Source organism: Deltaproteobacteria bacterium IMCC39524, assembly GCA_029667085.1.
In the GTDB taxonomy this organism is placed as follows: domain Bacteria; phylum Desulfobacterota; class Desulfuromonadia; order Desulfuromonadales; family BM103; genus M0040.
Genome location: JARUHJ010000001.1, coordinates 1138609 through 1163236 on the forward strand (window position 1 = coordinate 1138609; position 24628 = coordinate 1163236).

The 24628-nt window shown below is 51.6% G+C and carries 20 protein-coding genes; 1 reads left to right on the forward strand and 19 read right to left on the reverse strand.

Annotated features, from left to right (window positions below; genetic code table 11):
* Nucleotides 1–211: 211 nt before the first annotated feature.
* From P9J64_05275 to P9J64_05320, 10 genes are all read right to left on the reverse strand, one after another.
* Nucleotides 212–6994 carry a PilC/PilY family type IV pilus protein gene (locus P9J64_05275; protein MDG5467733.1) on the reverse strand — a complete coding sequence of 2261 codons (6783 nt, stop codon included), beginning with the start codon at nt 6992–6994 and terminating at the stop codon, nt 212–214.
* A 2-nt stretch (nt 6995–6996) separates the two neighbouring features.
* Nucleotides 6997–7557: a pilus assembly PilX N-terminal domain-containing protein gene (locus tag P9J64_05280; GenBank protein MDG5467734.1), complete on the reverse strand. Its 561-nt coding sequence runs from the start codon at nt 7555–7557 to the stop codon at nt 6997–6999.
* Nucleotides 7558–7583: 26 nt separating this feature from the next.
* A complete protein-coding gene (locus tag P9J64_05285) occupies nt 7584–8447 on the reverse strand; it encodes a prepilin-type N-terminal cleavage/methylation domain-containing protein (GenBank protein ID MDG5467735.1) in 864 nt (287 codons plus the stop codon).
* A 12-nt stretch (nt 8448–8459) separates the two neighbouring features.
* Entirely contained in the window at nt 8460–8924 is a 465-nt protein-coding gene (gene pilV, locus P9J64_05290) for a type IV pilus modification protein PilV (GenBank protein ID MDG5467736.1), read from the reverse strand.
* Between the two features lie 268 nt (nt 8925–9192).
* A complete protein-coding gene (locus P9J64_05295; protein ID MDG5467737.1) occupies nt 9193–10554 on the reverse strand; it encodes a sigma-54 dependent transcriptional regulator in 1362 nt (453 codons plus the stop codon).
* Entirely contained in the window at nt 10551–12059 is a 1509-nt protein-coding gene (locus tag P9J64_05300) for a HAMP domain-containing sensor histidine kinase (GenBank protein MDG5467738.1), read from the reverse strand. The genes P9J64_05295 and P9J64_05300 overlap by 4 nt, the downstream gene beginning before the upstream one ends.
* 96 nt (nt 12060–12155) lie before the next feature.
* Nucleotides 12156–12611, reverse strand: coding sequence for a pyridoxamine 5'-phosphate oxidase family protein (locus P9J64_05305; protein ID MDG5467739.1), 456 nt, complete (start codon nt 12609–12611; stop codon nt 12156–12158).
* A 184-nt stretch (nt 12612–12795) separates the two neighbouring features.
* Complete coding sequence (gene fetB, locus P9J64_05310; GenBank protein MDG5467740.1) at nt 12796–13578, reverse strand: iron export ABC transporter permease subunit FetB; 783 nt, start codon at nt 13576–13578, stop codon at nt 12796–12798.
* Nucleotides 13575–14351, reverse strand: a complete 777-nt coding sequence (locus P9J64_05315; GenBank protein MDG5467741.1) for an ATP-binding cassette domain-containing protein — start codon at nt 14349–14351, stop codon at nt 13575–13577. Before P9J64_05315 ends, fetB begins: the two co-directional genes overlap by 4 nt.
* Nucleotides 14348–15061, reverse strand: a complete 714-nt coding sequence (locus tag P9J64_05320) for a uracil-DNA glycosylase (protein ID MDG5467742.1) — start codon at nt 15059–15061, stop codon at nt 14348–14350. Before P9J64_05320 ends, P9J64_05315 begins: the two co-directional genes overlap by 4 nt.
* A gap of 62 nt (nt 15062–15123) precedes the next feature.
* On the opposite strand from P9J64_05320, the gene P9J64_05325 reads away from it, so the two are divergent.
* Nucleotides 15124–16041 carry a zinc dependent phospholipase C family protein gene (locus P9J64_05325; GenBank protein MDG5467743.1) on the forward strand — a complete coding sequence of 306 codons (918 nt, stop codon included), beginning with the start codon at nt 15124–15126 and terminating at the stop codon, nt 16039–16041.
* Between the two features lie 3 nt (nt 16042–16044).
* On the opposite strand, the gene coaBC is transcribed toward P9J64_05325, so the two are convergent.
* The 9 genes from coaBC to P9J64_05370 all read right to left on the reverse strand — a co-directional run bounded on the left by coaBC (nt 16045) and on the right by P9J64_05370 (nt 24623).
* Nucleotides 16045–17244 (reverse strand): bifunctional phosphopantothenoylcysteine decarboxylase/phosphopantothenate--cysteine ligase CoaBC, encoded by a 1200-nt coding sequence (gene coaBC / locus P9J64_05330; GenBank protein ID MDG5467744.1) that lies wholly within the window; start codon nt 17242–17244, stop codon nt 16045–16047.
* Nucleotides 17245–17383: 139 nt separating this feature from the next.
* Nucleotides 17384–18025, reverse strand: a complete 642-nt coding sequence (locus P9J64_05335; GenBank protein MDG5467745.1) for an MBL fold metallo-hydrolase — start codon at nt 18023–18025, stop codon at nt 17384–17386.
* Nucleotides 18018–19151: an HD domain-containing protein gene (locus tag P9J64_05340; GenBank protein ID MDG5467746.1), complete on the reverse strand. Its 1134-nt coding sequence runs from the start codon at nt 19149–19151 to the stop codon at nt 18018–18020. The genes P9J64_05335 and P9J64_05340 overlap by 8 nt, the downstream gene beginning before the upstream one ends.
* A 229-nt stretch (nt 19152–19380) precedes the next feature.
* Nucleotides 19381–20949, reverse strand: a complete 1569-nt coding sequence (locus tag P9J64_05345; protein ID MDG5467747.1) for an FAD-dependent oxidoreductase — start codon at nt 20947–20949, stop codon at nt 19381–19383.
* Nucleotides 20950–20977: 28 nt separating this feature from the next.
* On the reverse strand, nt 20978–22138 hold the full coding sequence (locus tag P9J64_05350; protein MDG5467748.1) for a response regulator: 1161 nt from the start codon (nt 22136–22138) through the stop codon (nt 20978–20980).
* A gap of 141 nt (nt 22139–22279) precedes the next feature.
* Nucleotides 22280–22723, reverse strand: a complete 444-nt coding sequence (locus P9J64_05355) for a universal stress protein (protein MDG5467749.1) — start codon at nt 22721–22723, stop codon at nt 22280–22282.
* Nucleotides 22724–22741: 18 nt separating this feature from the next.
* A complete protein-coding gene (locus P9J64_05360) occupies nt 22742–23134 on the reverse strand; it encodes a response regulator (protein MDG5467750.1) in 393 nt (130 codons plus the stop codon).
* A 138-nt stretch (nt 23135–23272) separates the two neighbouring features.
* Nucleotides 23273–24121 carry a purine-nucleoside phosphorylase gene (locus P9J64_05365; protein ID MDG5467751.1) on the reverse strand — a complete coding sequence of 283 codons (849 nt, stop codon included), beginning with the start codon at nt 24119–24121 and terminating at the stop codon, nt 23273–23275.
* Nucleotides 24096–24623 (reverse strand): response regulator, encoded by a 528-nt coding sequence (locus P9J64_05370; protein ID MDG5467752.1) that lies wholly within the window; start codon nt 24621–24623, stop codon nt 24096–24098. The genes P9J64_05365 and P9J64_05370 overlap by 26 nt, the downstream gene beginning before the upstream one ends.
* Nucleotides 24624–24628 lie beyond the last annotated feature (5 nt).

Sequence of the window (24628 nt, forward strand, 5' to 3'; positions counted from 1 at the left end):
GTATCATCGCCACACGCAGACAGTAAAACTGTAACTGCCAGGAAAAATGTAAGTCTTTTCAGGGTCATTGAGCCTCCATAAATCGTAAAAAGATTGCAGAATTGCGGTCATTCTAACGTAAAAACACCAAGACGCCAAGAAAAGTCACAGACACAAAAAGAGGCCGCACCAAAAGATGCGGCCTCTTGAAACAACACACTATGTCATATAGCTACCATTGCATCCAGTAGACAGGCGCAATCAGTTTTATATCCGGTGCGTTGTAGGTATCAACGCGGTTGCTCGAACTGATCATCATAGTGACCCGTCCGCTGGCATCGATCAGGGTCACGATACCGGACGGAATACCTTTACCAAGATAACGGGTTCTGTCAGAACGCGTCAATATCCCGCCTGCTCCTTTAGCCCGGTTATCATCGAGCATATCACTATAACTGGTACCATCAAGAGAGTCGTCATTATATATGTCATAGTTAAAAATCGCCTCACCTGTCATTGATTTTAAATGATACAGGCGAGAACTACCCAGGTTACCAACTGCGCAGGGGTCACTCGCATTCGGATCTTCTAACGGCGCGTAAGTTGTAAAGTACGCCTCGTTGTTGAACATCACCGGCGCCGCAAGCATCTTCTCACCCACAACAAACGACTCAGAACCTTCTCCGGCTGAGAGCAACGCCTTTTCAGCATCTGTAAGCTCTTCATAATCTTCCGGGATCTCCGGGTAGGCCCAATTCATCTTGATCATCCAGCCATGATAGTAGTTAGGTGTATTGTCCGGTCCGTTAACGCGGTTGTAAAGCTTATCAAGTGTTTCAGACACCGTGTCGGAGTCGCCTGTCTGTAATGGATCTTCCGTCATATCGACGAGGTTTTTCTCATCAATATAGTCACCGGTCAACTGACCGCGGTCGACAATCTCGTAGAGACGGTCAACAACCGCATGGTTCAACGGGTGAGCACGATCGCCGGTCCCAAACCAGAGGTGCGTCAGACCATTGATCACGGACACCGCAGGACGATAGAAGAACTTGCGACCCACATCCGATTCTCCAGAGGGCAGGACTGCTTGAACCCCGCTAGGACCATCATTATTAGCATCGAAAATAATATTACCCTGCCATGCACTGACTGTTTCATTCTTACTGGGTGTATTAACAGTCGAAGGATGAGCAAAGCGCCACATCCGTCCACCCGTATCTCCAATATATATGGTATCGATGTAGCCATCGGCATCCAAGTCACCCGCCGTCATGTCGCTGGCTATCGGATAATCCAAGGCTGTGTTGTCATCAAGATCATAATCCCAGGCGATACTTCCCGCACCATTGAAATCAGGTTCGCACCCAGTGTCGCAGTCCACCAGGCTCGCAATCTTAACCGCATACATGCCACGCCCGCGCATCTCGTGCGCAGAGCCATCCCAAGAATCAGGTGAGCTACTGGCTGGGGAGGTCGTCATTCCGAAGCCAAAATCATCCAGCCCACCGTCCTCTGTAATCCCTGGGACAACGGAACTTGTTGAGACGTCCGGGAAATCCTGGGTGTTACCGAAACGCAGGTCCTCATGCTTCGAATAACCGCCCGGCACAAATGCCACAACCATGGGGTTGCCAGAGTCATCACGCACCTTGGCCAGACGCGGCTGACCCCAGGACTGCCCCATATTGTCGTAATCACTATGCGTGCTGCTGTCGACACTGAATACCATCTGCGGGCCATAGGACATTGACGAAGGCGCCCCTGAGCTGTGTGGGGTCGTATTAAGATATGGGCGGCTGACATCTATACCGAAATACCCGCCCCATGTTCCTGAAGAAATATCATCTGAGGAGCCACCACGGCGCAAGCCAAATACCAGGAGGACTCTATCGCCATCGCCATGTTCGATGACTCCATCATTATCCTTGTCATGCACATAGGCTACGGGCGGCGCATCAACGAAGTATTGATGACTGCCATCAAGAGAATCCTTCAGGTACGGTAGGATCTGTTGAGGGACAAACGACCACAATTCGCGGCCATCGCAATCACGGAAGGCATGCAGCATGCCATCATTTGCGCCGACGTAGATGACTGAAGAGTTGAACTCTCCGCCATCTGCATCTTCGAAACATGTATCTTCAGCAAGAGTAGAATAAGAGGAATAGTTAAAGACCACGGGCCGCGAGTGGAGGATATCTCCAAGTGGCCAACGCCTTTCTTGAAGTGTATCAAGGTCTGCTACGTCGGGATCATACTCGAGGCCCTGAACATACTTGATGATTCTTTTTTCCTCTTTTATCGAGTCAGTATAAAGTCCTTCATAAACGTCAAGAGGACCGGGCTGGCCGGCAGAAGTGCCATCATCAACCCTATGCAATTTGTCGTTATCGACCTCAAAGGCGTTGTCAGCATGATGGCTCAGATCCAGAGATGCTGAACCGGAAGGATAGGTGAATATACTACGCTCACCAGTATAGGGATCCCTGCCGGAGGTGTCGTCTGTAATATCTCTCAAAGAGAGTTCCCCACCAAGGCCACCGCACTGAGCTGCTCCGCCGTCACCGTCCACCAACCCCCCAATGGTGTCATAATCTCCATTCGCATCTTTATTAAACAGCTCCCTGTCGCCGTCAGCACACCTTAACAGGTCATCGACTTCATCATTATCTGTATCACTAGCCCCCCACCATGATAAGGAACGAGGTTGGAAATCACCATCAGCTTGCGTCGCATCGTTTTCATAACGATCAAGCAGGGTTTCACCTTCACCAACACGATACTTCTTGATATTGCCGTACCAAGCATTATCCGTCTGGGGCTTAAAGAGTCCCAGGTAGACCCGGTCACTACTGATCGTACGGTTGGTTGTACTCGCAGGAACAACCGGCGCAACGAAGGCAGTATCGGCTTTCAGTACGATATTGATCAGCAGATCTTTCAGAACATCGGCCAACTCCTGGGCGTTGTATGCCGTATTGTACGCGCCACCTCCGTTAACAGCGGCACGACGAATCAGCTCGTCTTCCTGGAAAAAGGCCAGCACAGTGTGAACCGTGATATCGCCGTACTCACCATCACTATTGACATCTTCCTCCCATTGTAAGCGGTAGGCGATGTCGTCTATATAGTGGTCTCCAGAAGCGTAAGAACCCTCATCCGCAGTATCGGGATCACCATGTGGATAGTTATCACCGTCGGCATCGCCAATTGTAGTAGCAACGACAGAGCCAGCGCCCGTGATAGCAGCATCAGCGAAAGGCTGTCCGATCGTCAACACAACGATGTGGTCGTAACCGCAATTCCCTTCTCCTGGAGTGTACTGCTTCCCGTTAGACACGGCGGGTTGTTGGTATTGAGCCGTCGAATTGTAATCCGCGCCAAAATAGTACCCAGCGTCATAAAGTGCCGAAGACAGAGGGCGCGGAGCACCCGAAAGTGGCATCGCATTGTCAGGCCCGATATTCACTCCATTTTCGCTGACCCCTGGTAAAGAAGCAATAAAAGCGTCTCGAGCGTCGTCGTTGCGAAGGTCCGCGACATCATGGAGCAAAGCCCCACCTACTTTTGCAGGACCGAACGCCATAGCTCCGAAATCCACCGAAGGTCGAGCCCCATCAACGACCTGGGTCAAGGCATCGAACATAACCTTACGGATAGTCGTTTGAGGGTTCTGTGGCGTTGGATCCGGTTTCCCAGTGACTGGAGGTTTCGCTGCCTCGGCTTCTCCTCCGGTCGTGGAGAAAAAGGTCATGACTGAAGCCACAGCGACCGAGAGGGTCGGCATGGCGCTACCAAGAGCAAGAATGACAGAAGGAACATCATTATTTTCAAGGTTGGCTATTGGTGGAGACAGGCTCAGTCGATAAGAACCAGTATTACTCTTAAAACCGCCTGCAGAGATGAAATAGGTTCCTGTAGAAGGGGCAGTAAAGATCAACTGTGTATTGGGATTACCAGCATCCTGCCCTCTAAGCACTTGTCCTGAATCGTAGATTCTAAGATGTGTGCTCGACAGCGGTGTAAGTAAGCCTGGTCTAAGATCAATTTGGTAGGTTCTCCCAACATCCAGAGCAACCCTATACAAGACTTGATCTCCTGCCGCACCAATGGTGCCATTAACTGTCGAACCCTCGGTTAGCGTGATCAAAATCGTTTGGTTAGGATCACAAGCATCACCGATTCCGTCAAAATCGGAATCAGACTGATCGTTCGTTTTAGTCGGACAGTTGTCATTGGCACCTGACAGTCCTAACGAGGCTTGGTACTCACTACCGTTGCACCATCCATCAAAATCAGAGTCATTGTCCGGATCGTTCGGGCAGGGGTCACAGTAGCTAGGGAATGAGTCCACATCTGGATCCACGTTGTCGTCACCGCCTTGGCAGATGTCACAATCAAAGGGGACACCGTCACCATCGCCATCAATAGTATCGTCACCGCCAGGGCATATGTCACTGGCATCGCAGATGCTGTCCACGTCCGCATCAGGACCGTCGTTCGATGGATCGAACGTGCCGTTAAAACAATCGTTGCAAGTGTCACCGTCGGTGTCCGCACAGAGATTTGGATTTAGAGGGTCGGAGTCCTCAAAGTCATCGCGGCCGTCGTTGTCGTCGTCCGGGTCGCCGGCATCGCAGAGACCGTCAGAGTCGTTGTTGTCGCCGTCGTTCGATGGATCGAACGTGCCGTTGAAACAATCGTCGCAAGTGTCACCGTCGGTGTCCGCACAGAGATTCGGATTTAGAGGATCGGAGTCCTCAAAGTCATCGCGGCCGTCGTTGTCGTCGTCCGGGTCGCCGGCATCGCAGAGACCATCAGAGTCGTTGTCGTCGCCGTCGTTATTGACGTAGTTGTCGGGCGCCACATCGAAGCCATCCAGACCCCTGGTGCAGTCATCGCAGCCATCGTTATCGGCGTCTTCGCAGACATTCGGGTTCAGTGGATCGGCATCCGAACCGTCGAGGATGCCGTCGTTGTCGTCGTCCGTGTCACCGTCATCACACGAACCGTCAGAGTCGGTGTCGGTCCCGTCATTAGCAATGTTAAACATGCCATTGGAACAATCGTCGCAGGTGTCACCGTCGCTGTCCGCACAGAGATTCGGATTTAGAGGGTCGGAGTCCTCAAAGTCATCGCGGCCGTCGTTGTCGTCGTCCGGGTCGCCGGCATCGCAAAGACCGTCAGCATCGAACGAGTCCGTGCCGTCGTTCGATGGATCGAAAGTACCGTTGGAACAATCGTCGCAGGTGTCACCGTCAGTGTCAGAGCAGATATTCGGATTTGACGGATCGGTGTCGTTCTCGTTCAGCACGCCGTCACCGTCGATATCCGGGTCACTGCCATCGCACACCCCGTCAGAGTCGTTGTCGTCGCTGTCGTTGCTAGGATCGTTGTCTGGGTCCGGTCCGAAGTCATCAGTACCCACGGAGCAGTCATCACAGCCATCATTATCTGCGTCTTCGCAGACATCCGGGTTGAGCGGATCGTCGTCCAAATCGTCGTCGATGCCGTCGTTGTCATCGTCAGGGTCGCTTAAGTCGCACTGTTCGTCACCGTCGGTGTCGTCACCGTCGTTAGCGATGTCATACGTGCCATTGGTACAATCGTCGCATGTATCACTGTCGGTGTCAGAACAGACATTGGCATTTAACGGATCGGAGTCCGAACCGTCGGGGACATTATCGTTGTCATCGTCAGGGTCACAGGCGTCACCTATGCCATCTTCATCAAAATCAAGCTGATCTGCATTTGCTAAGTTTACGCAGTTATCGCAGCTATCCCCGACACCATCAGCGTCAGTGTCAACCTGTAAGTCATTATCTGCGGTTAGACAGTTATCACAGGCATCACCTAATGCATCACCATCGCTGTTGGTCTGGTCGGCATTGCTATCATACTGACAGTTATCTAAGGGATCCCCAAACTCATCATAATCATCGATACCATCTTCATCGTCGTCAGGATCGCAGTAGTCCGGGATCTCGTCATAATCGGAGTCCTCGTGATCTCGACCATTGGGATCACTATCTGCGAGGTCAGCGATACCGCCAAGACAGATGTCACAGCCGCCTTCCCACGGAGTGCCTGGCAAACCATTGGGAACACCGTCATTATCAAGGTCATAGAGTTGGTAGGTGGTGACACCATCATTCTCAAACCAGTATTCCACCCCGGCACCGTCTACGGCAGGGTTGAAACTGTCAGGAGCAGTCATGCCAAGTTCGGTATAGAGAGCTGTTATCTGGGCGGAGTTATACATCCCAGTGATGTCGTCATTGAAACCGCGACAGATATCGTCGGTGTCACAGATGCCATCGTAATCATCGTCGTTAATAATATCCTCGTTAGCTGCAAGTTCCGCCGAATTGTATATTGCAGAGTCACTAAGACTGCAAGTTCCAGCCGAAACTAAATTGTCATTCCAATTTATAGGGTCATATGCGAGATAGTTGAGATAGTTACCCATGGCGTAGACAGCGCCAGAGGGATTGAGGGAACAATCGTCATTCCTGATATTGGGCGAGGTTTCAGAACCATTTGATGAGTAGGTTCCCACATGAACGAAGCGATCGTAGATTTCTTTCCTGACGCCCGCGGCACAGCTATCGGGAGCCGACGGATCATACCACGACTCCAGGAACTCGTAGCCGTCATTGTCGAGGGTTGCACCAGTCTCAAAATCACCAGTTGTTTTCGCAGCGAATACGTCCCAAGATTCTCGACCGGTGACCGTATTGTACGCGATACTGGGGTAGTATCTCGAACCGGAGGCAAGGTTTTCAGTAGCAGCGCTGTTATCAATCAGGAAAAGGACCTTGGGGCGGGCCCTTTCTTGGGGAGCACCAATGTAGATCGCCGAGTCACCAACATAAGTATCCGGTTCAGCAAAAGCAGCAAAGGGGAACCCCGGGCCGAAAAACATGGTAAAAACAAGCATGGCACTGACGATACGCCTGATCATCCACTCCTCACTACCATACCAACGTTTTTTAATTGTCCAACGGCTCATAATCAACCTCCTCCCGAGGTACGGAATATCTGGTCATCGTCCATTTTGAAAAGACGGATGATGCTGGCATCTACATGGGTATTCTTTTTGAAAAGCCCGCTGCCGGCTTCTGTTTTAACACTGACATGATACATATTGGCGCCGAACTCACTGCCGTGCTTTGAGGCCATTGCTGGTGGCATACTGCGAGGGCCAACGTCTGTTACCCTCCCGGCAACTAGACTGCCAGGTCCAGTGCTGTCAATGACCTCATGATGCAGAACACCCAGTTCAGTTCCATTACCCAACCTGACTTTATCGGCCATAAGGTTGACCGCATTGTACTGTGCCAAGTTGATAACAAGGTCACGATTCATCCCATATTCAACAGCTCGATCGGCCGTGTAAAGAGCCGCCTGATCGGCCTGCGTGTATGAACGCGTATACTGTTTCTCATCCAGGTCACGCAACGAGACGTTAAGAACAGTCGCCCCAAGAATGCTGAGGATTGCCAGGAACCCGATTGCCAGGATCAAGGCCATACCTTTCTGGCTGTTATCTCTTCTTAGAGTTTTAAATATCATGACAGACCCTTTACTCACCGATATCATCAAAACACATTACGAAGCTTGACGGATGTCCGTACTGAACGCTCTTTAACTCCAGCGATGGCGTCGTTCGGCTTGAGCCCCTTGGTAACACCCCGCAGCTCAATATCGACCCAATTAACCCGCCCTTCATCCGTTTTTGCATAAGTAAAATTGGCAAAGTTTACATTGCGGGCAATGACCTGAGTATTGCCATTGACAACTCTCTCTAGAGCCTGGTCGGCACTGTTTAAACGAAACCGTATCGTTGACAAAGCTGGCTGACTATTATCGCGCACACGCATGACAACGGTCTCAGCGGGAACGTCACCCGCATTAAGTATCCCATTTCCAGAAATCACGATGGTATCTGATCCTGTTGACTCAACGTTGTAGGCCCTATCGCTGCTTGATCCTGTACCATTGATCAATTCTTGTGCCGTTATTGGTTCGTACAATCGAACTTTTGTATCATCCGGAAAGTTGGCAACCATATCCGGGTCTGAGACAGCTAATGTAATATTCGTAACTCCTGCAGCTCCCGTCACCCGAGCGAAATCATTACCAACAGCACGGGTACGAATCGTAAAATCTGTGGGATCAGGGTTCTCAGCCGTGGCCGGCGTGGCACTTGCTTCAAAAATGATTGGATTCTCTGGCACCATGAAACCGGCATGCAACAAGTCGCGGGTCATGGCCTTCATTGCCAGTCGCAGATTGGCCTGCACATCAGAGACCTGTGTCGATGTCGATGTCGATTGCACCGCAGGGATGAAGAGGCTCATTACCGCCATCATGACAACTGACAGAATCGCCATAACAACGAGAAGCTCAACCAGACTCATCCCTCGGCTGCCACACAGTTTACTTAACAGAGACCTGAACATAGGTGACGCTCCCTAAATAGCCCTCTTAACTATAGAACCCACAACCGTGCGTACTTTGTTCCCAAGTACATGACTCAGCTCACCAGTACTACTAACCGTAACAGTGACTTTGTAGAGATTAGTAATGTCATTATTGGTAGATGGGTCATTATCAGAATCAACAGGTTCAACAACATATGTAATGTTATAAGTCCCCCCTCCAGACAAGGTGACAGGACTTGTAATCGGAGCCCTTGACCAAGTACCGTTACTAGGACCATTGAATAAGACATCGTCTGGAGGTATTGACGAGACCTGCTCTAAAACACGCTGAGTCAATACAGAGGCCGCGGTCGAAGTAAAACTCTGGGAATTAGTTTTGATTGCCGTAATCTGTAATTGAGCAAGCCCCAATAAGCCAACCGCCAGGATGACAATAGCAACCAACATTTCAATCATAGAGAAGCCGGATTGGGAATTTTTCAAAGCGGGCATCATGTCCTCCTGAGATCACGACTAACCTGAGACTAGTTACGAGCAAAAGGCGTACCAACAAGAGAAGACAGAGAAATAGCCTTAACCTGCTGATTTTGTTGTTATTAGGGATTTGTTGCAATCTTCCTATTGTGACATCCTATGCAACATTTGCATGGCTTTAGGCGGTGTCTGGAGATTGGGGGCTGGGGACTAGGGGCTGGTAAGAGATTGTCCCTTTGTTGGTCAAAAGGTTTTGCCAGCCTCCAACCTCCGCTCTCCAGCCCCCAAATCAAAGGCCGTAGTCTTTGATTTTATAAATCAACGAACGCAAACTGATCTCAAGTATCTTCGCAGCCTGAGTCCGATTGCCATCAGTCGCAATCAGAGCTTTCTCGATATAATCCTTTTCCAGTGCAGCAGTCGCTTTCTTCAGAGAAAGGTTAGCCGGATCAATCGGCGCGACAGGATGATCATGCAAAGCCAGGTCGCCTTCTCCTATGATCTCTTCGCGACAGAACACTAGGGTCTTTTCAAGCACATTCAAAAGTTCACGGATATTCCCTGGCCAAGGCTGTTGAGTCAATTTATTCAAGGCCTCGGGGCTCATAGTCGGGACAGGGCGCTTCAGTCTGGCAGAAATCCTTGGCAGATAGCTTTCAACCAGCGCGGCAACATCTTCGGAGCGTTGTTCAAGTGCCGGAAGGTCAACTGAGATTACGGCCAGTCGATAAAAAAGATCTTCCCGGAAGGAGCCATCTGCGACCGCCTCTTTGAGGTCTTTGGACGTGGCCGCAAGCACACGCACATCGACCGGTGTGGGCTTACTCTCGCCAATACGGCGCACCTCTCGCTCCTGCAGAACCCGCAACAATTTCGGCTGTAGGGCAAGCGGGAAATCACCAATCTCATCGAGTAGAAGAGTTCCTCCATCGGCGGCCCCGAACAAACCATTCCGGCTTCGATCCGCGCCGGTAAAAGCACCCTTGGCGTGCCCGAACAGTTCGCTCTCAAGCAAACCGGCAGGGATGGCGCTGCAGTTAACCGCGAGAAAAGGCTTGTCGCTACGCGGGCTTTCTGCATGTAACGCCCGGGCAATCAACTCCTTGCCCGTTCCGGTCGGGCCGGTGATCAGAACCGGAGCATTGACTGCCGCCGCTTTTTCGACGGTTACCAACAAATTCTTCATAACAGCGCTGCGATGAATAATAGCAGCCACGCCTTGTGGCCGACTCCCACGTCGCATGCTTGTCTTGAGCTGGACATTTTCCTGGCGCAGGTGCAGTCGCTCTTCTGCTTTACGTACGGTCAGAAGGATTTCATCGGGCCGGAAAGGTTTGGAGATATAGTCGTAGGCGCCCTGTTTCATGCATTCTACGGCAGTGTCAACACTGCCGTAGGCACTCATCATGATCACTGTACCACCGAATTGCTGGGCCTGCTTCTCTTTGAGAAACGACAAGCCATCCATCTCCGGCATGCGGATGTCACACAAAACCAGTGAGTAGTGTCCCGACTGCAGACGATCCAGTCCCTGTCTGCCGCTGGTCGCCTCTGAAACCGTATAACCATCTCGTTCAAGGACCATGCGCAGCATATGACGCATCGGCGCTTCGTCATCGATGATCAGGATATGACGCTCTACTGCTGTCATGATTGAACCTCTGTTGAGCAGGGTAAAGTCACTGTAAAACGCGCCCCTTTCGCAGAACCCTGGCTTAGCTTTAAGCTACCGCCGTTCTCGTCAATAATCCGCTGACAGACAGCAAGGCCCAGACCATAGCCACTGCCCGGGGCCTTCGTCGTGTAGAAAGGTTCAAAAATCCTGGTCGCAACATCAGCTGCGATACCAGGGCCTTCATCCTGAATCGCAACAGAAACAACCCGGCCATCACTCTCGGAGGACAAAACGATCTGACCCTCACCCTGCTTGGCATCCTGTGCATTAAGGAGCAGATTGATCCAGACCTGAACCAGGCGCCCCCGGTCCATGTTGACCCGGCAAAACGTATCGGAGCAGCGATCATCGATCCGAATGGACTCAAGTTGCCCCTGATGACGTAACAGTTCAATAGTTTCACGCAAGGATTTAATCGGATCAAACGACTCAACCTGATGGGCGAGAGGCGCAGAATAATCTAGTAACTCACGGATGAGTTTGTCAATCCGGGCCGTTTCAGCAAGCGATCTTGCGACCAGGTCCTGCGACTCACCGGACAGGTCTGCCTGAAGGATATTCAGGTAACCGACCACAGCACCGAGGGGGTTGCCGATTTCATGGGCCATTCCGGCGGCAAGGTGGCCAACGGTCGCCAACTTCTCCGAGCGGACAAGATCATCACGCGCCTGGGCCAGCGCCTGGTTGGTCTCTTCGAGAGAGGCGATATGTTCTTCTGTCTCCGCGCGACTGGCTGACAGGGCCGTAATCATCTTGTTAAAACTGTCGGCCAACTCGTGGATTTCGCCGGGCCCCGAAAGCACTTCAACAGGAGCAAGAGTTCCCCCGGCAACCGTGGTCGTTGCCTGATGCAGCTGCCGAACCGGCTTAACGACGTTGCGATTGAGCAGGTAAACGCCGAATACGGCCAGGATCAGACCGTAGATGACGACATAGCCGAGAATCAGTTTTTGGGCTCCAAGCACCCTGGCCCGCAATTCTTGCAGGTCAAAACGAACTTGCAGCAAACCGTACGGTTGATCGCTCTGCCATAGAGTGGTCGATAAATCCAGATAACTCTGCTGCGCTTCAGAATTAAAAAACCGGAAGGCTTCGTAATTTAAAGATTCATGCAGCTCACCAACCTCGAGAACAGAGGGGGAAATCGCGGTAAATTCCTGTGTCAATTCGTAGGCAGTGCTGGACAGAATCTGCAACCGGGCATCGAGCAGACGCCAGGCCAGAATACCAGGTTGCCGACTTAAGAGCGTTTGCAACCGGTTCAGGCTGGACAAAGCCCTTTCGCTTTGAGTGCCTGCAAGGTTCGCAGGCTCATCGACACCGGCCGCAACAAGCCTGACGATACTTGCCGCATGAACACGCTGTTGCTCGAGGAGATTATGTTCGGTCAATTTGACCATGAGGAAACCGGCAAAGAGCAATGCTGCTGCCAGCAGCAAAGAGATACTCAGGATGATTTCAGTACGCAGGCCGGTTCGCATAAGGGTACGGAATCTGTCGGTAAGGGTCTAAATGGAAAAATTTGGGTAAGTATACGTTTTCACGATCGTTCAGGCAATTGAAAGATATACAAATAATTATGCCGGGCTACGCTTGCCGGTCATCGATTCAATCCGAATCGCCACAGCCGCAGTCTCACCATCAAGTTTCTCAATATATCGCCGCCCCTCCTCCACAAACTCAGGGCAATATTTTTCGATCAAGCTGACCAGCGCCTCATACTTTTCTTCGGCATAGATCACTTCGGCAGTACCGGTCACAATCACACTTGAAAATTCCGAAGTAAAATCAGCAGGGACAACTTTGCTATGGCCAACCACACAGAAGGAGACCTTCTCGTTCGCAAGCAGATTATCGAGTTTGTGACCTTCCAGGGCGCAATGGAAATACAGACTATTGTTCCTGAAGGAATAATTCAGAGGGACACCGTAAGGCTGTCCGTCAACAGACACGGTTGACAGGACACCATATTCTCCATCCTGCAGGATTTTCACTAAAGCATCATTCGGCAACGCTTTATCGCTTCTTCTCATTGAATAGTTCCTTTCATATACGTCTTGCAAAGCTGAGGCATTAAGGGTGGGACAAAGCAAAATCTTTCACCACAGAGTCACAGAGGACACAGAGACAACAATAATTCTCTTAGCTTTTCTCTGTGTTCTCCGTGGCTCTAGAGAGCAAAGCGAACGGGTGGCAAATGCCTTGACGCTCCCTATATCAATCTTCACGCAAACTCTGGTAAGGCGTGAAATACGCACGATAACCAAGTTTCAAAATAAAAAACGTCGTCAGCGATACACTCCCGGTTATCACGCACATGATGGCGATCTGGTATTTGACTGCGATCAGTGGCTCAGTTCCGGAAAGGATCTGCCCTGTCATCATACCGGGAAGGAAAACCAGCCCCATGGCGGCCATGGCATTGACCGAAGGGATCAGGGCCGCTCGGAAAGCGCTGCTGATCGCCGTTTCAGAAACAGCCTGGATGCTGCCGCCTAAACAAAGCCCGGTCTCAATCTCATCACGCCGTTCACTAAATTCAGCGGCCAAACGTTCTACCGCAAGGCTTGCGCCGGTCATTGAGTTGCCGATGATCATACCGGCCAAAGGAATCAGGTAACGCGGATCATACCAAGGCTCCAGGCCGATCACCAGGGAGCAGAAGAAAAAGGTCATGCCGCCGCAACCAAAGAGGATGGCCGTACCGACCACCCGGTAGAAATGCGGCATCTTCGTCTTCACTCTGGCACCGATGGTCTGCACCGCAAAACCGATCATGACGATCAGGATCAGCAGCACCGGCAGAGGTGTTTCCAGGGCAAAGATCAGATGCAACACATAGCCAACCACAAGCAGCTGGACGAACATCCGCAATCCGGACCAGAAGAGATCTTTGCTCTGCCCCGCCTTGAGTAGATGTGCCAGGCCGATGCTCATCAACAACAAGCTGTAAACGGTCACCAGGTCCCACAAGCTGAGGTCGATGATTGATGCCGTCATGGCGACACCTCCCTATCATCTTCTGAACCTGAGGCGAGAAAGGCACGCACTTCTGGCGTTTCCGGGTGGTTAAGGAGCCGGCTTGCCGGACCTTCTTCAACAACAGCGCCATTATCCATAAAAATGACATGATCAGCACAACGAGCCGTCAGGCGCAGATCATGGGTGACAAAGATAATGGCCAGATTCTTCTCACGGGCAAGTTGACGGAAGGTCGAGGCCATCTGGTCAGCGGTGGGGCGATCAAGAGCGCTGGTCGGCTCGTCAAGAAGTAAAACCTGGCAAGGGCCGACCATGGCACGGGCCAGGCAAACCCTCTGCTGCTGACCAACCGAGAGTTTGCGGGCGTCACGATCAAGCCAGGCCGGATCGACATGGCAGAGCTCAAGCAGTTCCTGTAGAGAGGGATCACTGCAATCGGGCAACTCAGCCCGGCGCAAGCGAGCAGGAGCCTGCAGGTTCTCCCTGACGGTCCCGGGGAAAAGGAAAGGTTTCTGACTCACCAGAGGGATAGATGCGCGAAGCTCAGGCGGAGGGAAGTTCCTGATGCTCACTCCCGAGAGGAGAATATCACCACTCTCGGCTTCGAGCAGACGATTGAGCAATCTGAGAAGTGTACTTTTACCACTCCCGGAAGGACCGACGACAGCAAGAATTTCACCTGCGTCAACCCTGAAAGTCGTCTTTTGCAGGACTCTCTGTAACGCTCCCGACTCTCCCGGGCGACTGGCAGAAGCCTGTCGAACCTGAAGTAAGGGCGCAGCATTATTCATAAACCCTCGCCATCGGTTTGCAACCGACGCAAGACTTGCTTCATATCATCCCAGACGTCCCGTTTAGCTTCCGGGTTACTTAACAGGTAGGCCGGGTGGTAAGTCGGCATCAGGTGGATTCCCTGGTAGCTTTGCCATTCTCCACGCAACTTGCTGATGGGTGCGTTGGTTTTCAGCAGACTGTGCACTGCGAAACTACCGAGACCAATGATGACCTGGGGACGAATGGCTGCAAGCTGTCGCGCCAGAAAAGCTTCGCAGGTTGCCACCTCGTCCGGTTGTGGATCGCGATTATTGGGCGGACGACATTTTAGGACGTTACAGAGGTAGACGTCGTCACGATGCAGGCCCATCGCCTGCAGAATCCGGTCGAGCAATTGCCCCGCTTCGCCAACAAAAGGTTCGCCCTGAAGATCTTCCTCGCGACCGGGAGCCTCTCCGACAAGAACCAGCCGTGCGTTGGGATTTCCGACACCGTAAACCAGCTTCGTACGTGACGCACCAAGACCACAGCGTTGGCAATCATCCAGTTCCTTAAAAATTGCATCGAGAGCCTCTGAACCAGGAATCATTGCCTCAGCATTCTGCACATCAGGTCCTGCATGGACAGCAACCTTCTGTTCTACAAAGCCAAGATCTGTTAGATATTCGAACTGGCTCCGGGCCGCGGCCAGGGTTGCACGGATTTCATTTACGAGTTGATCGGGCATATTCGACGAGTAAATCCTTTTAGTGGGTATATTATTCGATCAAAGGACGGTACAATCATCCGATGAAATGGTTCATTCCTGCAATCCTGACATCTGCCGCTCTGCTGCTCTTTCCATCCGCTGCCCTGGCCTGGGGAATCGGCGTCCACCTCCAGACCGGCGCCTGGATTCTCGACAACCTTGCCCAACTACCGGACCCTCTAAGGACGCTTCTGGCAGCTTACCCCAACGACTACCTGTACGGCTGTATCAGTGCCGACATCACTCTCGGTAAAAAGTACACTCACTACCTGCGCCACTGCCACTCCTGGCGGATGGGTCGCAAGATCCTCAAACAAGCAAAAACAGAAAGCCATCAAGCCTGTGCTTACGGCTACCTCAGTCACCTCGCAGCCGACACCGTGGCCCATTCCTACTTCGTCCCCTTCAAGCTGATGCGTACCTACAACACGGTACTCCTCAAACACGCTTATTGGGAAATGCGCTTTGAAGCCCACGTCTCACCGGAGATCTGGCCGCTGGCTCGATCAATCGGGCGCAAAGACTTCTCTGACAATGACAAGCTGATGCGCGGGGTCCTCTCCAACACGATCTTTTCCTTCGGCACCAACAAAAGGCTTTTCAACTCTCTGCTGCTGCTCAACCGGTTGCAGCAATATCAAAAAGTTTTGCGATCACTGGCCAAAACCTCCAAGTGGGCAATCACGGAAGAGGATCAGAAAGAGTATCTGGGACTGACCAGTGAAGCAACGCTCAGCTTCTTGCAGGACATTGACAACAGCCCCTTTTGCAAAGCAGATCCGACCGGTGAGCGCGCCCTGAATACCGCCGGCATGATTCGTAAAAACCTGAACACGCTCTGGCTCGATGGCAAACTAGGTGAGAGCGAGGCAGAAGAGATGCTTGGCGTCATCAAGATCAGGCTCAAGGAAGGGATCTGTCAGCCTGACGACCTGCTGACACTGCTCTCTGAGTCCTGACTCTCATTTCCCCGACAACAGAGCCGAGGCCCTGTCGAGAAGCGTCTCGGCAACCAAAACCTTGGACATTTTAGGCAACTCTTCAACGGCACCATCGGCGCTCAAGAAACGGACGATGTTCGTATCACCATCGAAGCCGGCGCCTTCCTGGGTCACATCGTTGGCAACGATCATATCGAGATTCTTCCTGGTCAACTTCTCACGGGCATTCTTCAGCAACTCTTCTGTTTCTGCGGCAAAACCGATCAGAATACGCGAGCCCTTCTTTTCTCCGAGCTCAGCGAGAATATCCGGATTGCGTTGCAGCTCAACCATCATCGTTTCAGAGCTGCCTTTTTTGACTTTTTGCTCACAGCATGTCGTTGGTCGGAAATCAGCAACAGCAGCCGCCTTGATAATAATATCCGCATGCTCGGCCTCTGCCATAACCGCCTGATGCATTTCCATTGCGCTGACGACCTGAATGGTCTCGACACCATGAGGCTCAGGCAAATTCACAGGGCCGGAGACCAGCACGACCCGCGCCCCACGATGACTGGCCGCCGCGGCAATGGCGTAACCCATTTTCCCGGAAGAATAGTTACTTAAGAAACGAACCGGATCGATCTCTTCGCGCGTAGGCCCGGCTGTCACCAGGAGTGTCTTGCCGGCAAGGTCCTGCTTGCCGAACAACGCCTGTGCAGCAAGCAAGATCTCGTGAGGATCGGGAAGCTTACCCTGCCCTTGCCAACCACAAGCCAGATCGCCATAGGCCGGAGCAATAAAATGATAACCCTGAGCTTCCAGTGTCTCCTGGTTCTTTCTGTAGAGCGGGTTTTCCCACATGTTGCTGTTCATCGCCGGAGCAAAGAGCACTTTGGCCCTGGTGGCCATGAGTGTCGTTGTTAGGAGGTCATCAGCGATGCCATTGGCCACTTTACCGATGAGGTTGGCGGTGGCTGGAGCAACCAGTAGAAGATCAGCACGATCTGCCAGTGAGATATGACCGATTTCCTGCTCCTGGATAATATTGAAGAGTTCCGTGTGAACCGGGTTGCCGGACAAGGTCTGGAATGTCAGCGGGGCAACGAACTCCTGTGCGCTGCTCGTCATGATGACGTGAACCTCTGCTCCCGCCTTAACCAGCAGACGCAAGAGTTCGGCAGCCTTGTAGGCAGCGATTCCACCTGTGACACCGAGAACAACACATTTACCTTGCAGCATTTTCAACTCCAACCTTTATCATCTAAATCAAAATGATCGTCATTTAGCGCAAAGGGAAAACACCTTAGCCAAGGAAAGATTTTCTTTGCGGCATGCTTTTCACCTTTGCGTCTTTGCGTTACGCTTTTAAACTTTCAGATCACGCCCCATCACCAACAAAAGGATTCATCTGCTTCTCGCGACCGATCGTGGTGTCGGACCCATGGCCCGGGTGTACGATGGTTTCTGCGGGCAGCCTGAAGAGCTTTTCTCGCACCCCTTCAACCAGGGCATCAAAATCGCCTCCGGGAAGATCGGTCCGGCCAATAGAACCGGCAAAGAGGACATCACCAACGAAAAGGTGTCCGTCACTTAAAAGGCAGAGACTGCCAGGGGAATGCCCGGGCACATGAAAAACGGAGAAGGACTGCTCACCGACCGAGAAGACATCACCTTCATTCAGAAACTTGTCGGGATCCGGGGACGGGGACACAGTCAGACCGTAAGCCTGGGCATGATTCCTGGCGTTCTGTAATAAGGGGAGATCAGCTTCATGCATCATCAGAACGGCGCCGGTTGCGTCCTTCACCTGTTGATTGGCGCCGATATGATCAAAGTGTCCGTGAGTATTGACAATCTGTTTGACTTGATAGCCATTGCTTTCAGCAAGCTGCAGAATTTGAGGGCACTCTCCGCCCGGGTCAATCACCATGGCCTCACGGGTTTTCTGACACGCGACCACGAAACAGTTGACCTGTAATGGGCCAACACTCAGTTGATGCACAAGAAGTCCTTCAGCCATCTTTATTATCCTGTCCTTCGGCCCCTGTCAGGTCGAGTTTCTTAGCCTTGAGTTGATCGCCCAGGGTATTACTGAATTTTGCTCGGGGTTGACTGTAGCCAGACGTCTCTGTTGAATCAACAGCCTTGGTTGATTTTTCTACGGGCAAAGTTTCTCCGGGCTCAGCTACTGGCGTTGACAATGTTCCCTTGAAGAAGTAACGATCATACAAGCGGTGATACTGAGTCCATGAGGATTCACTGTCCGGCTCTCGGGCAATGTGAGTTTGCACTCCATTAATTTTGGAGTCCAGATCATCGATGAAGTTTAGGATCACAGCTTCCATGGTTTTCGGTCGTTTTGGAGAACCGTATTCATATTGACCGTGATGTGAGAGCAAAAGATGTTTCAGGTGAATTGCCAACTCCTGTGGAAAGTCGTGTAGAGAGCGCAACTTCTCCTCAACCAGCTCGACGCCGATCATGATGTGCCCCAGCAGTTTCCCTGCGTCCGTGTACTCGAAGGAGCGTTGGTAACGCAATTCAACCACCTTGCCAACATCATGCAGGAGAGCACCAACGACCAGCAGGTCACGGTTGATCTCAGGATAACGCTGGCTGATGTCATTCGCCAGGGCAGCAACCGCCAACGAATGTTCGAGCAGACCGCCCAGGTAGACATGATGCATTGCTTTGGCAGCCGGCGCACGCATATAACCAGCCATAAAGGCTTGATCAGCCAGAAACGCCCGCATCAGCCTTTTCAAGTCCGGGTCGGTCAGGGCTTCGACAAGCTCGCTCAACTCATCGACCATCTCGGCAACTGAACGCCGTGAGACAGGCAAAAAATCAGCGAGTTCGATGGAAGACTCTTCAACCCTGTCCAACTCCTGAACAACAAGCTGCATCTTACCCATATATACGCTGGCCTTGCCCGAGACCTGAACAAAATCGTCTTTTTCGAAACGTGCCGAAATTTCATCAACACGATCCCAGATACGGCCCTCGACTTCACCGGAACAATCCATCAGCTTGAGGGTCATATAGGGACGGCCATTCTTGGCCATACCGATGATCTTGTCCCGGACCAGGAAAGGTGACGAAACCAGGTCCCGCTCCTGAATATCTTTGACAAAAACTTTTTTCAAAAAATAACTCCCGCTTTTTTATCCGTAGTGCTTATCTGTTTTGGCTCTATAACCCAAACGAAGGATTAACGCAAAGGCACGAAGGTTAGAGAAAGCCCGCAAAGAAAACCACTTCAAAAAGCGAGAATATCATCCTTAGCGTCTTTCTTGGCTTTTCTTAGCGTCTTTGCGTTAATAAATGGTTTAACTGGTCCTGCTTTGATCTGGCTTAGCTTTGCAGCTCGAACCATTAAAGTATCGATTCAACCACCTGATCGGCAGCACGCAAACCATCCAACGCGGCACTCATGATTCCTCCTGCATAGCCTGCCCCTTCACCGGTAGGGTAAAGACCCGGATGGCTCACAGACTCGCCCCGGTCGTTACGGGGAATCCTGAGCGGTGCAGAGGTTCTGGTTTCCACACCGATCAGCACGGCTTCCGAGGTCATGAAGCCTTTCATCTTGCGATTAAAATGCGGCAACGCCTTACGAAGTCCAGAATACACGAAATCGGGCAGAACTTCACGCAGTTCTGACTCAACAACACCCGGACGACAACTTGAACTCAGGGCTCCCTGCCCCTGACCAACAAAGCTCATCATGTTCTGTGCAGGAGCCAGGAAGCCAGCGCCGCCTACGGTAAAGGCCTTACGCTCCCATTCCTGCTGGAAATGCATCCCCCCGAGCTTTTCTCCACCCCAGTCCTGTGGCCCCACGGTCACCACCAATGCGCTGTTGGAATATTCCCCCTTACGCGCCATCCGACTCATGCCATTCACCACCAGGCCATCGACCTCGGAGGCGGCGTTGATCACCTCACCGCCGGGACACATGCAGAAGGAGTAGACCCCCCGACCGCTTTCGTCGTCATTGTAACGCAGCGCATAATCTGCAGCCGGCAAGCGCTCAGCAAAGGCACCATACTGTATCTGGTTGATCAATTCAGCGGGATGTTCCACACGCACGCCAACGGCAAAGCCTTTGGCCTCAAGTTGAACAGCATTGCGATCCAGCATCAGGTAGGTATCACGCGCGCTATGCCCGGGGGCAAGAACCAGGGAATCACAAGCAAGGGTTTCTCCACCATTAAAAACGGCTCCGACGACCCGACCCTGATGAACGTCAAGATCGATGAGACATTTCTCGAAGAGGACAGTGACACCGAGGGTGATCAGGTGCTCTCGGAAATTGATGACAACCTTGCGCAAGCGATCGGTACCAACATGTGGGCGGGCTTCGATAAGAATATCTTCAGGAGCACCGCAATCGACCAAGGCCTGCAAGACCGACAGCCGTTGAGGATGGTTCAAGCGTGTGGTCAACTTGCCATCGGAAAAGGTCCCTGCCCCACCCTCGCCAAACTGAACATTACTGACGGCATCAAATTGAGCGGAAGCCCAAAAGCTCTCAACGTCTTTAATCCTCTGCTCTACAGGTCTGCCACGATCAATGAGCGTGACGGAAACTCCGCATTCAGCAAGCCTCTTGGCTGCAAACAGCCCCGCAGGTCCCATGCCAACTACCAGCGCATGATGCTTGGCCTTAACCCTGGGTTGGACAGTCTCGGTTCTCTCAGGCAATTGCTCCAGTCGATTGCTGGCGACCCTGTCGACCAGATCAGCTTCATTTGGGCAGGAGAATTCGATCGTATAGACTTTGAGGATGCGGCTCTTTTTACGGGCATCTATGGAGCGCCTGACGATTTTGAGGTGCCTCAGAATCTTGACATCAACCCCCAGGAAATCTGCAGCCACAAGGGGAAGCTTCTGCTCATCATCCGAGACATCAAGAGTCAGATCACGCAACAACAGCGCCATTATGATGTCCCCTTGTTCGTTAGAGAGATCATGCCAGGGGCAACCAGATCTGGAAGCTCGTACCTTGAGAGTTACTTTCAACGTTAATACGGCCGGCATAAGTTTTGACAATGCGCAAGACCACAGAAAGGCCAAAGCCGGTGCCGCGATCCTTGGTCGTAAAGAAAGGGTCGAAGATATTATGCAGGTGTTCTTCGGGGATGCCCCCGCCGGTATCAGAAACAGTGATCAACGCTTCTTTATCGTCACTTTCAAGGCGCACGGAGAGGGTTCCGCCCTCCTTCATTTCGAAGAGAGCATTAGCGAAAAGATTGGAAAATATCTGTCCGAGTTCATCGGCATCCGCGAGAATGGAAGGGGTCTTTTCCCCCAGCTCAGTTTGCAGGGCAACTCCCTGGACATTCATCTGTTCAAGAAATGGTTGCAAGCTTGCTGTGATGACACGATCGATATAAATGGTCCGCAACTGGAAGTGTGAGCGTTTACTGGTCGAAAGGAGTTTAACCAGGATCGCATCGATCCGCTCCACCTCGTTGAAGATCTTCTCCGCGTAGGATTTCATCTCAGGCTCTTCGTCCAGACCGGATGACATCACCTGGGCAAACAGACTGATTGAATTCAGAGGGTTGCGAATCTCGTGGGCCATCCCGGCAGAGAGATGTCCCAGAGCTGCCAGTTTCTCGGTCAGCAACACTTCGTGGTGGGCCATTTCAAGTTCTACCGTCTTCTGTTCGACGCGCTCCTCAAGGGTACGATTCCAACTCTCAATTTCATCCAGAAGCCGCTCCTGCTCCTGAATCAGTGCCTTGTTATGGATTTCAATTGAACGAACTCGCAGAACGTTCTCAATGCGCTCAACCAGTTTGGCGTTACTGAACGGCTTAAGGACATAGTCTGAGGCGCCAGACTTCATCAGCTCGACAGCGACTTCCTCGCTGCCCTTGCCGGTGAACATGATCACATAAGTCTCAGGGAAACGCTCACGAATCACCTTCAGAGCATCGAGACCATTCACTTTTGGCATCATGTAATCGAGCAGAACCAATGCTGGCTGCTCGCGCTCTATCATCTCGTAAGCATCAAGAGCGTTATCAACAACAGAGACATCGAAACCTCGACTGGTCAGAACCATAGACGTCAGTTCAAGGATCATCCGTTCGTCATCAACAACAAGAAGTTTTTCGCTCATACTTTGTGTTTCCCTTATCAGTTCACTTTGGAGCGGCTAGAATACCCGTAGCGGACCTCTTTGACAAGTTCATAGCCATTGCCACAACAAGAAAAGGCAGCGTTTCCGCTGCCTTTTTCAAATCAGTCAGACCTGTAAAGGTCATTCCTTTATACGTATAGTCATGACCGGAACCGGAGATTTCCTGACAACCTTCTCCGCAGTGCTGCCAAACAGGACATGATCGAGACCCGTACGACCGTGCGTTCCCAGCACGATCAGATCGGCACTGAACTCAACGGCCTTCTTGATGATTTCATCGTAAGGAATGCCGGGGAAGACAAAAGATTCGAAATGAGCGAAATCGCCCATATGGGTGCGGCAGAATTTCTCCATCAGCTTTTCAGCGCCCTGCTCAATCTCTTCTTCCAGCTTGTCAAACGAGATATGCGGGACATAAAAGCCACGCAGATCAACAGGTTCATTGATAATATGAACAACAATCAATTTACTGTCGAACTTACGTGCCAAGGATAGAGCCGATTGAAAAGCAAAGTCCGAACCTTCTGAGAAATCGGTGGCAAAAAGAATGGTTTTGAAATGCATGGTAACCTCCTCATGGTTTCAGGACACCCGTGCTATTGACCCACCATTGAAAATCTTTTTCATCACCGATCGCAACTCATCGAGTCGCACCGGCTTATGTAGATATTCGTAAGCGCCTAGGTTCATCGCTTCGAGATACGACTCCACACCTCCGTAAGCCGTGATCATTATAACACTGGTACTCGGGAACTTACGGCTGAGTTCCCGCAGAAACACCAGACCATCCATTTCCGGCATATTGATATCGCTGATAACAAGATTAACCTTCTGTTGCCCCAGATAATCAAGGGCCTCGTTGCCGTCCGCAGCACTGCCTACTTCAAACCCTTCCTGGGCCAACAGCTTGGACAAACCAATCCGGGTATTTTCTTCATCATCAACGATCAGTATACGTTTTATGACTTCGCCCAAAATGTCCTCTACTCTTGAATGATTTGTGAAAAGTCTAACATGAGGCATCACCCTGTCAAGCACAAGACAGCCGAAAAAAATAAAAGAATATTCTTTTATTTCAGTAGGTTACAAAAAAATAAAGGTGTTGTTACTATTTTATCTTGGGTCAGAAACAGTTTGCCAGGCATCGACAAAGTTGCGAATAAGAAGAGGGAAAAGAAACGAGTGTTCGGCACCACAGTCGAGGACGTCCTCATGAGATAAGGCAATGCTGGATAAGCCTGCGGCAAAATTACTGACAAAAGCGACGGCGGCGACCTGAATACCAAGATAGCGAGCCATAATGACTTCGGGGACCGTAGACATTGAGACCACATCAGCGCCCATGGTAGAGAGAAAACGGACCTCGGCAGCTGTTTCATAGGAGGGGCCGGACAGAGCCACTAACACACCACGATGGAGCTTCATCGTGCTGCAGTCACCCTCCAGAAGCTTCACGTAAACGTCTGACTGATAAGCATCGACCATATCGACAAAAGTTTTTCCTGAAATCCCGCGCAGGGGATTATCGCCAAGCAGGTTCAGGTGGTCCTCGACCAGCATGAAGTCACCGGGACGATAGTCCGGATTGATCCCTCCGGTGGCACAAGTCAGGAGAATGCGAGGGCAACCAAGAGACGACGCAAGCCTTACCGGGAAAGAGGCCTCAAAGGCACTCAACCCCTGATAACAATGAAAGCGGCCGGAGAAGAACAGAATGTTCCAGGATGAGTATCGAACAGCGATCAACTGGCCTGCGTGCCCGGCAATTTGTCCGCAGGGGAAGCAAGGCCAGTCTGAATAATCAAAAACACCGAGAGTTTCGCCCAGCGCGGCGGTTTCATTCCAGCCCGAGCCAAGTACGACAGCTAAATCGAAGTTATCGACCTTGGTCAATCGACGCACTTCAGCACCGAGGCGGGCACCCGGATCTCCGGGACTAAAGGGCCAAGAGGTCGCGGACACGTTTTTGCAATTCACGGGGTTTAAAGGATTTACTGATAAAATCTACGGCACCGATGAGTCGGACCTCGGAAGCGGTTTCTTCTCCACGCTCAACACCGCTCATTGCGAGAACTTTAACCGAATCGAGTTGTGCGTCCTTTTGCAACGATTGCAGAATCTCCTTGCCGTTCTTACCGGGGATGTTTAGATCGAGCAACACCAACTGAGGCTTGGAATCGGTGATTTTCTGCCAGGCTTCATGACCATCGGCTGCAACATCAAGTTCCACAGGAAGTTCAGAAAGAATATCCTTTATCATCTCGCGGAAAAAGCGCGCATCATCAACAATCAGGACAACAGGTCGCACCGGAGAGGGGGGCTCGTTTTGCAGGGGTGTTTCTTCAACAAGGGAGACTTCAAAAGTGTGCCCGCAATCAGGACATTTCACCTTGGCAACCTTTGCTTTGGAAGCCGTCGGGTCGATGCGGTAACGTGCCTGGCATGAAGGACAGGTGAGGATCATTGAGG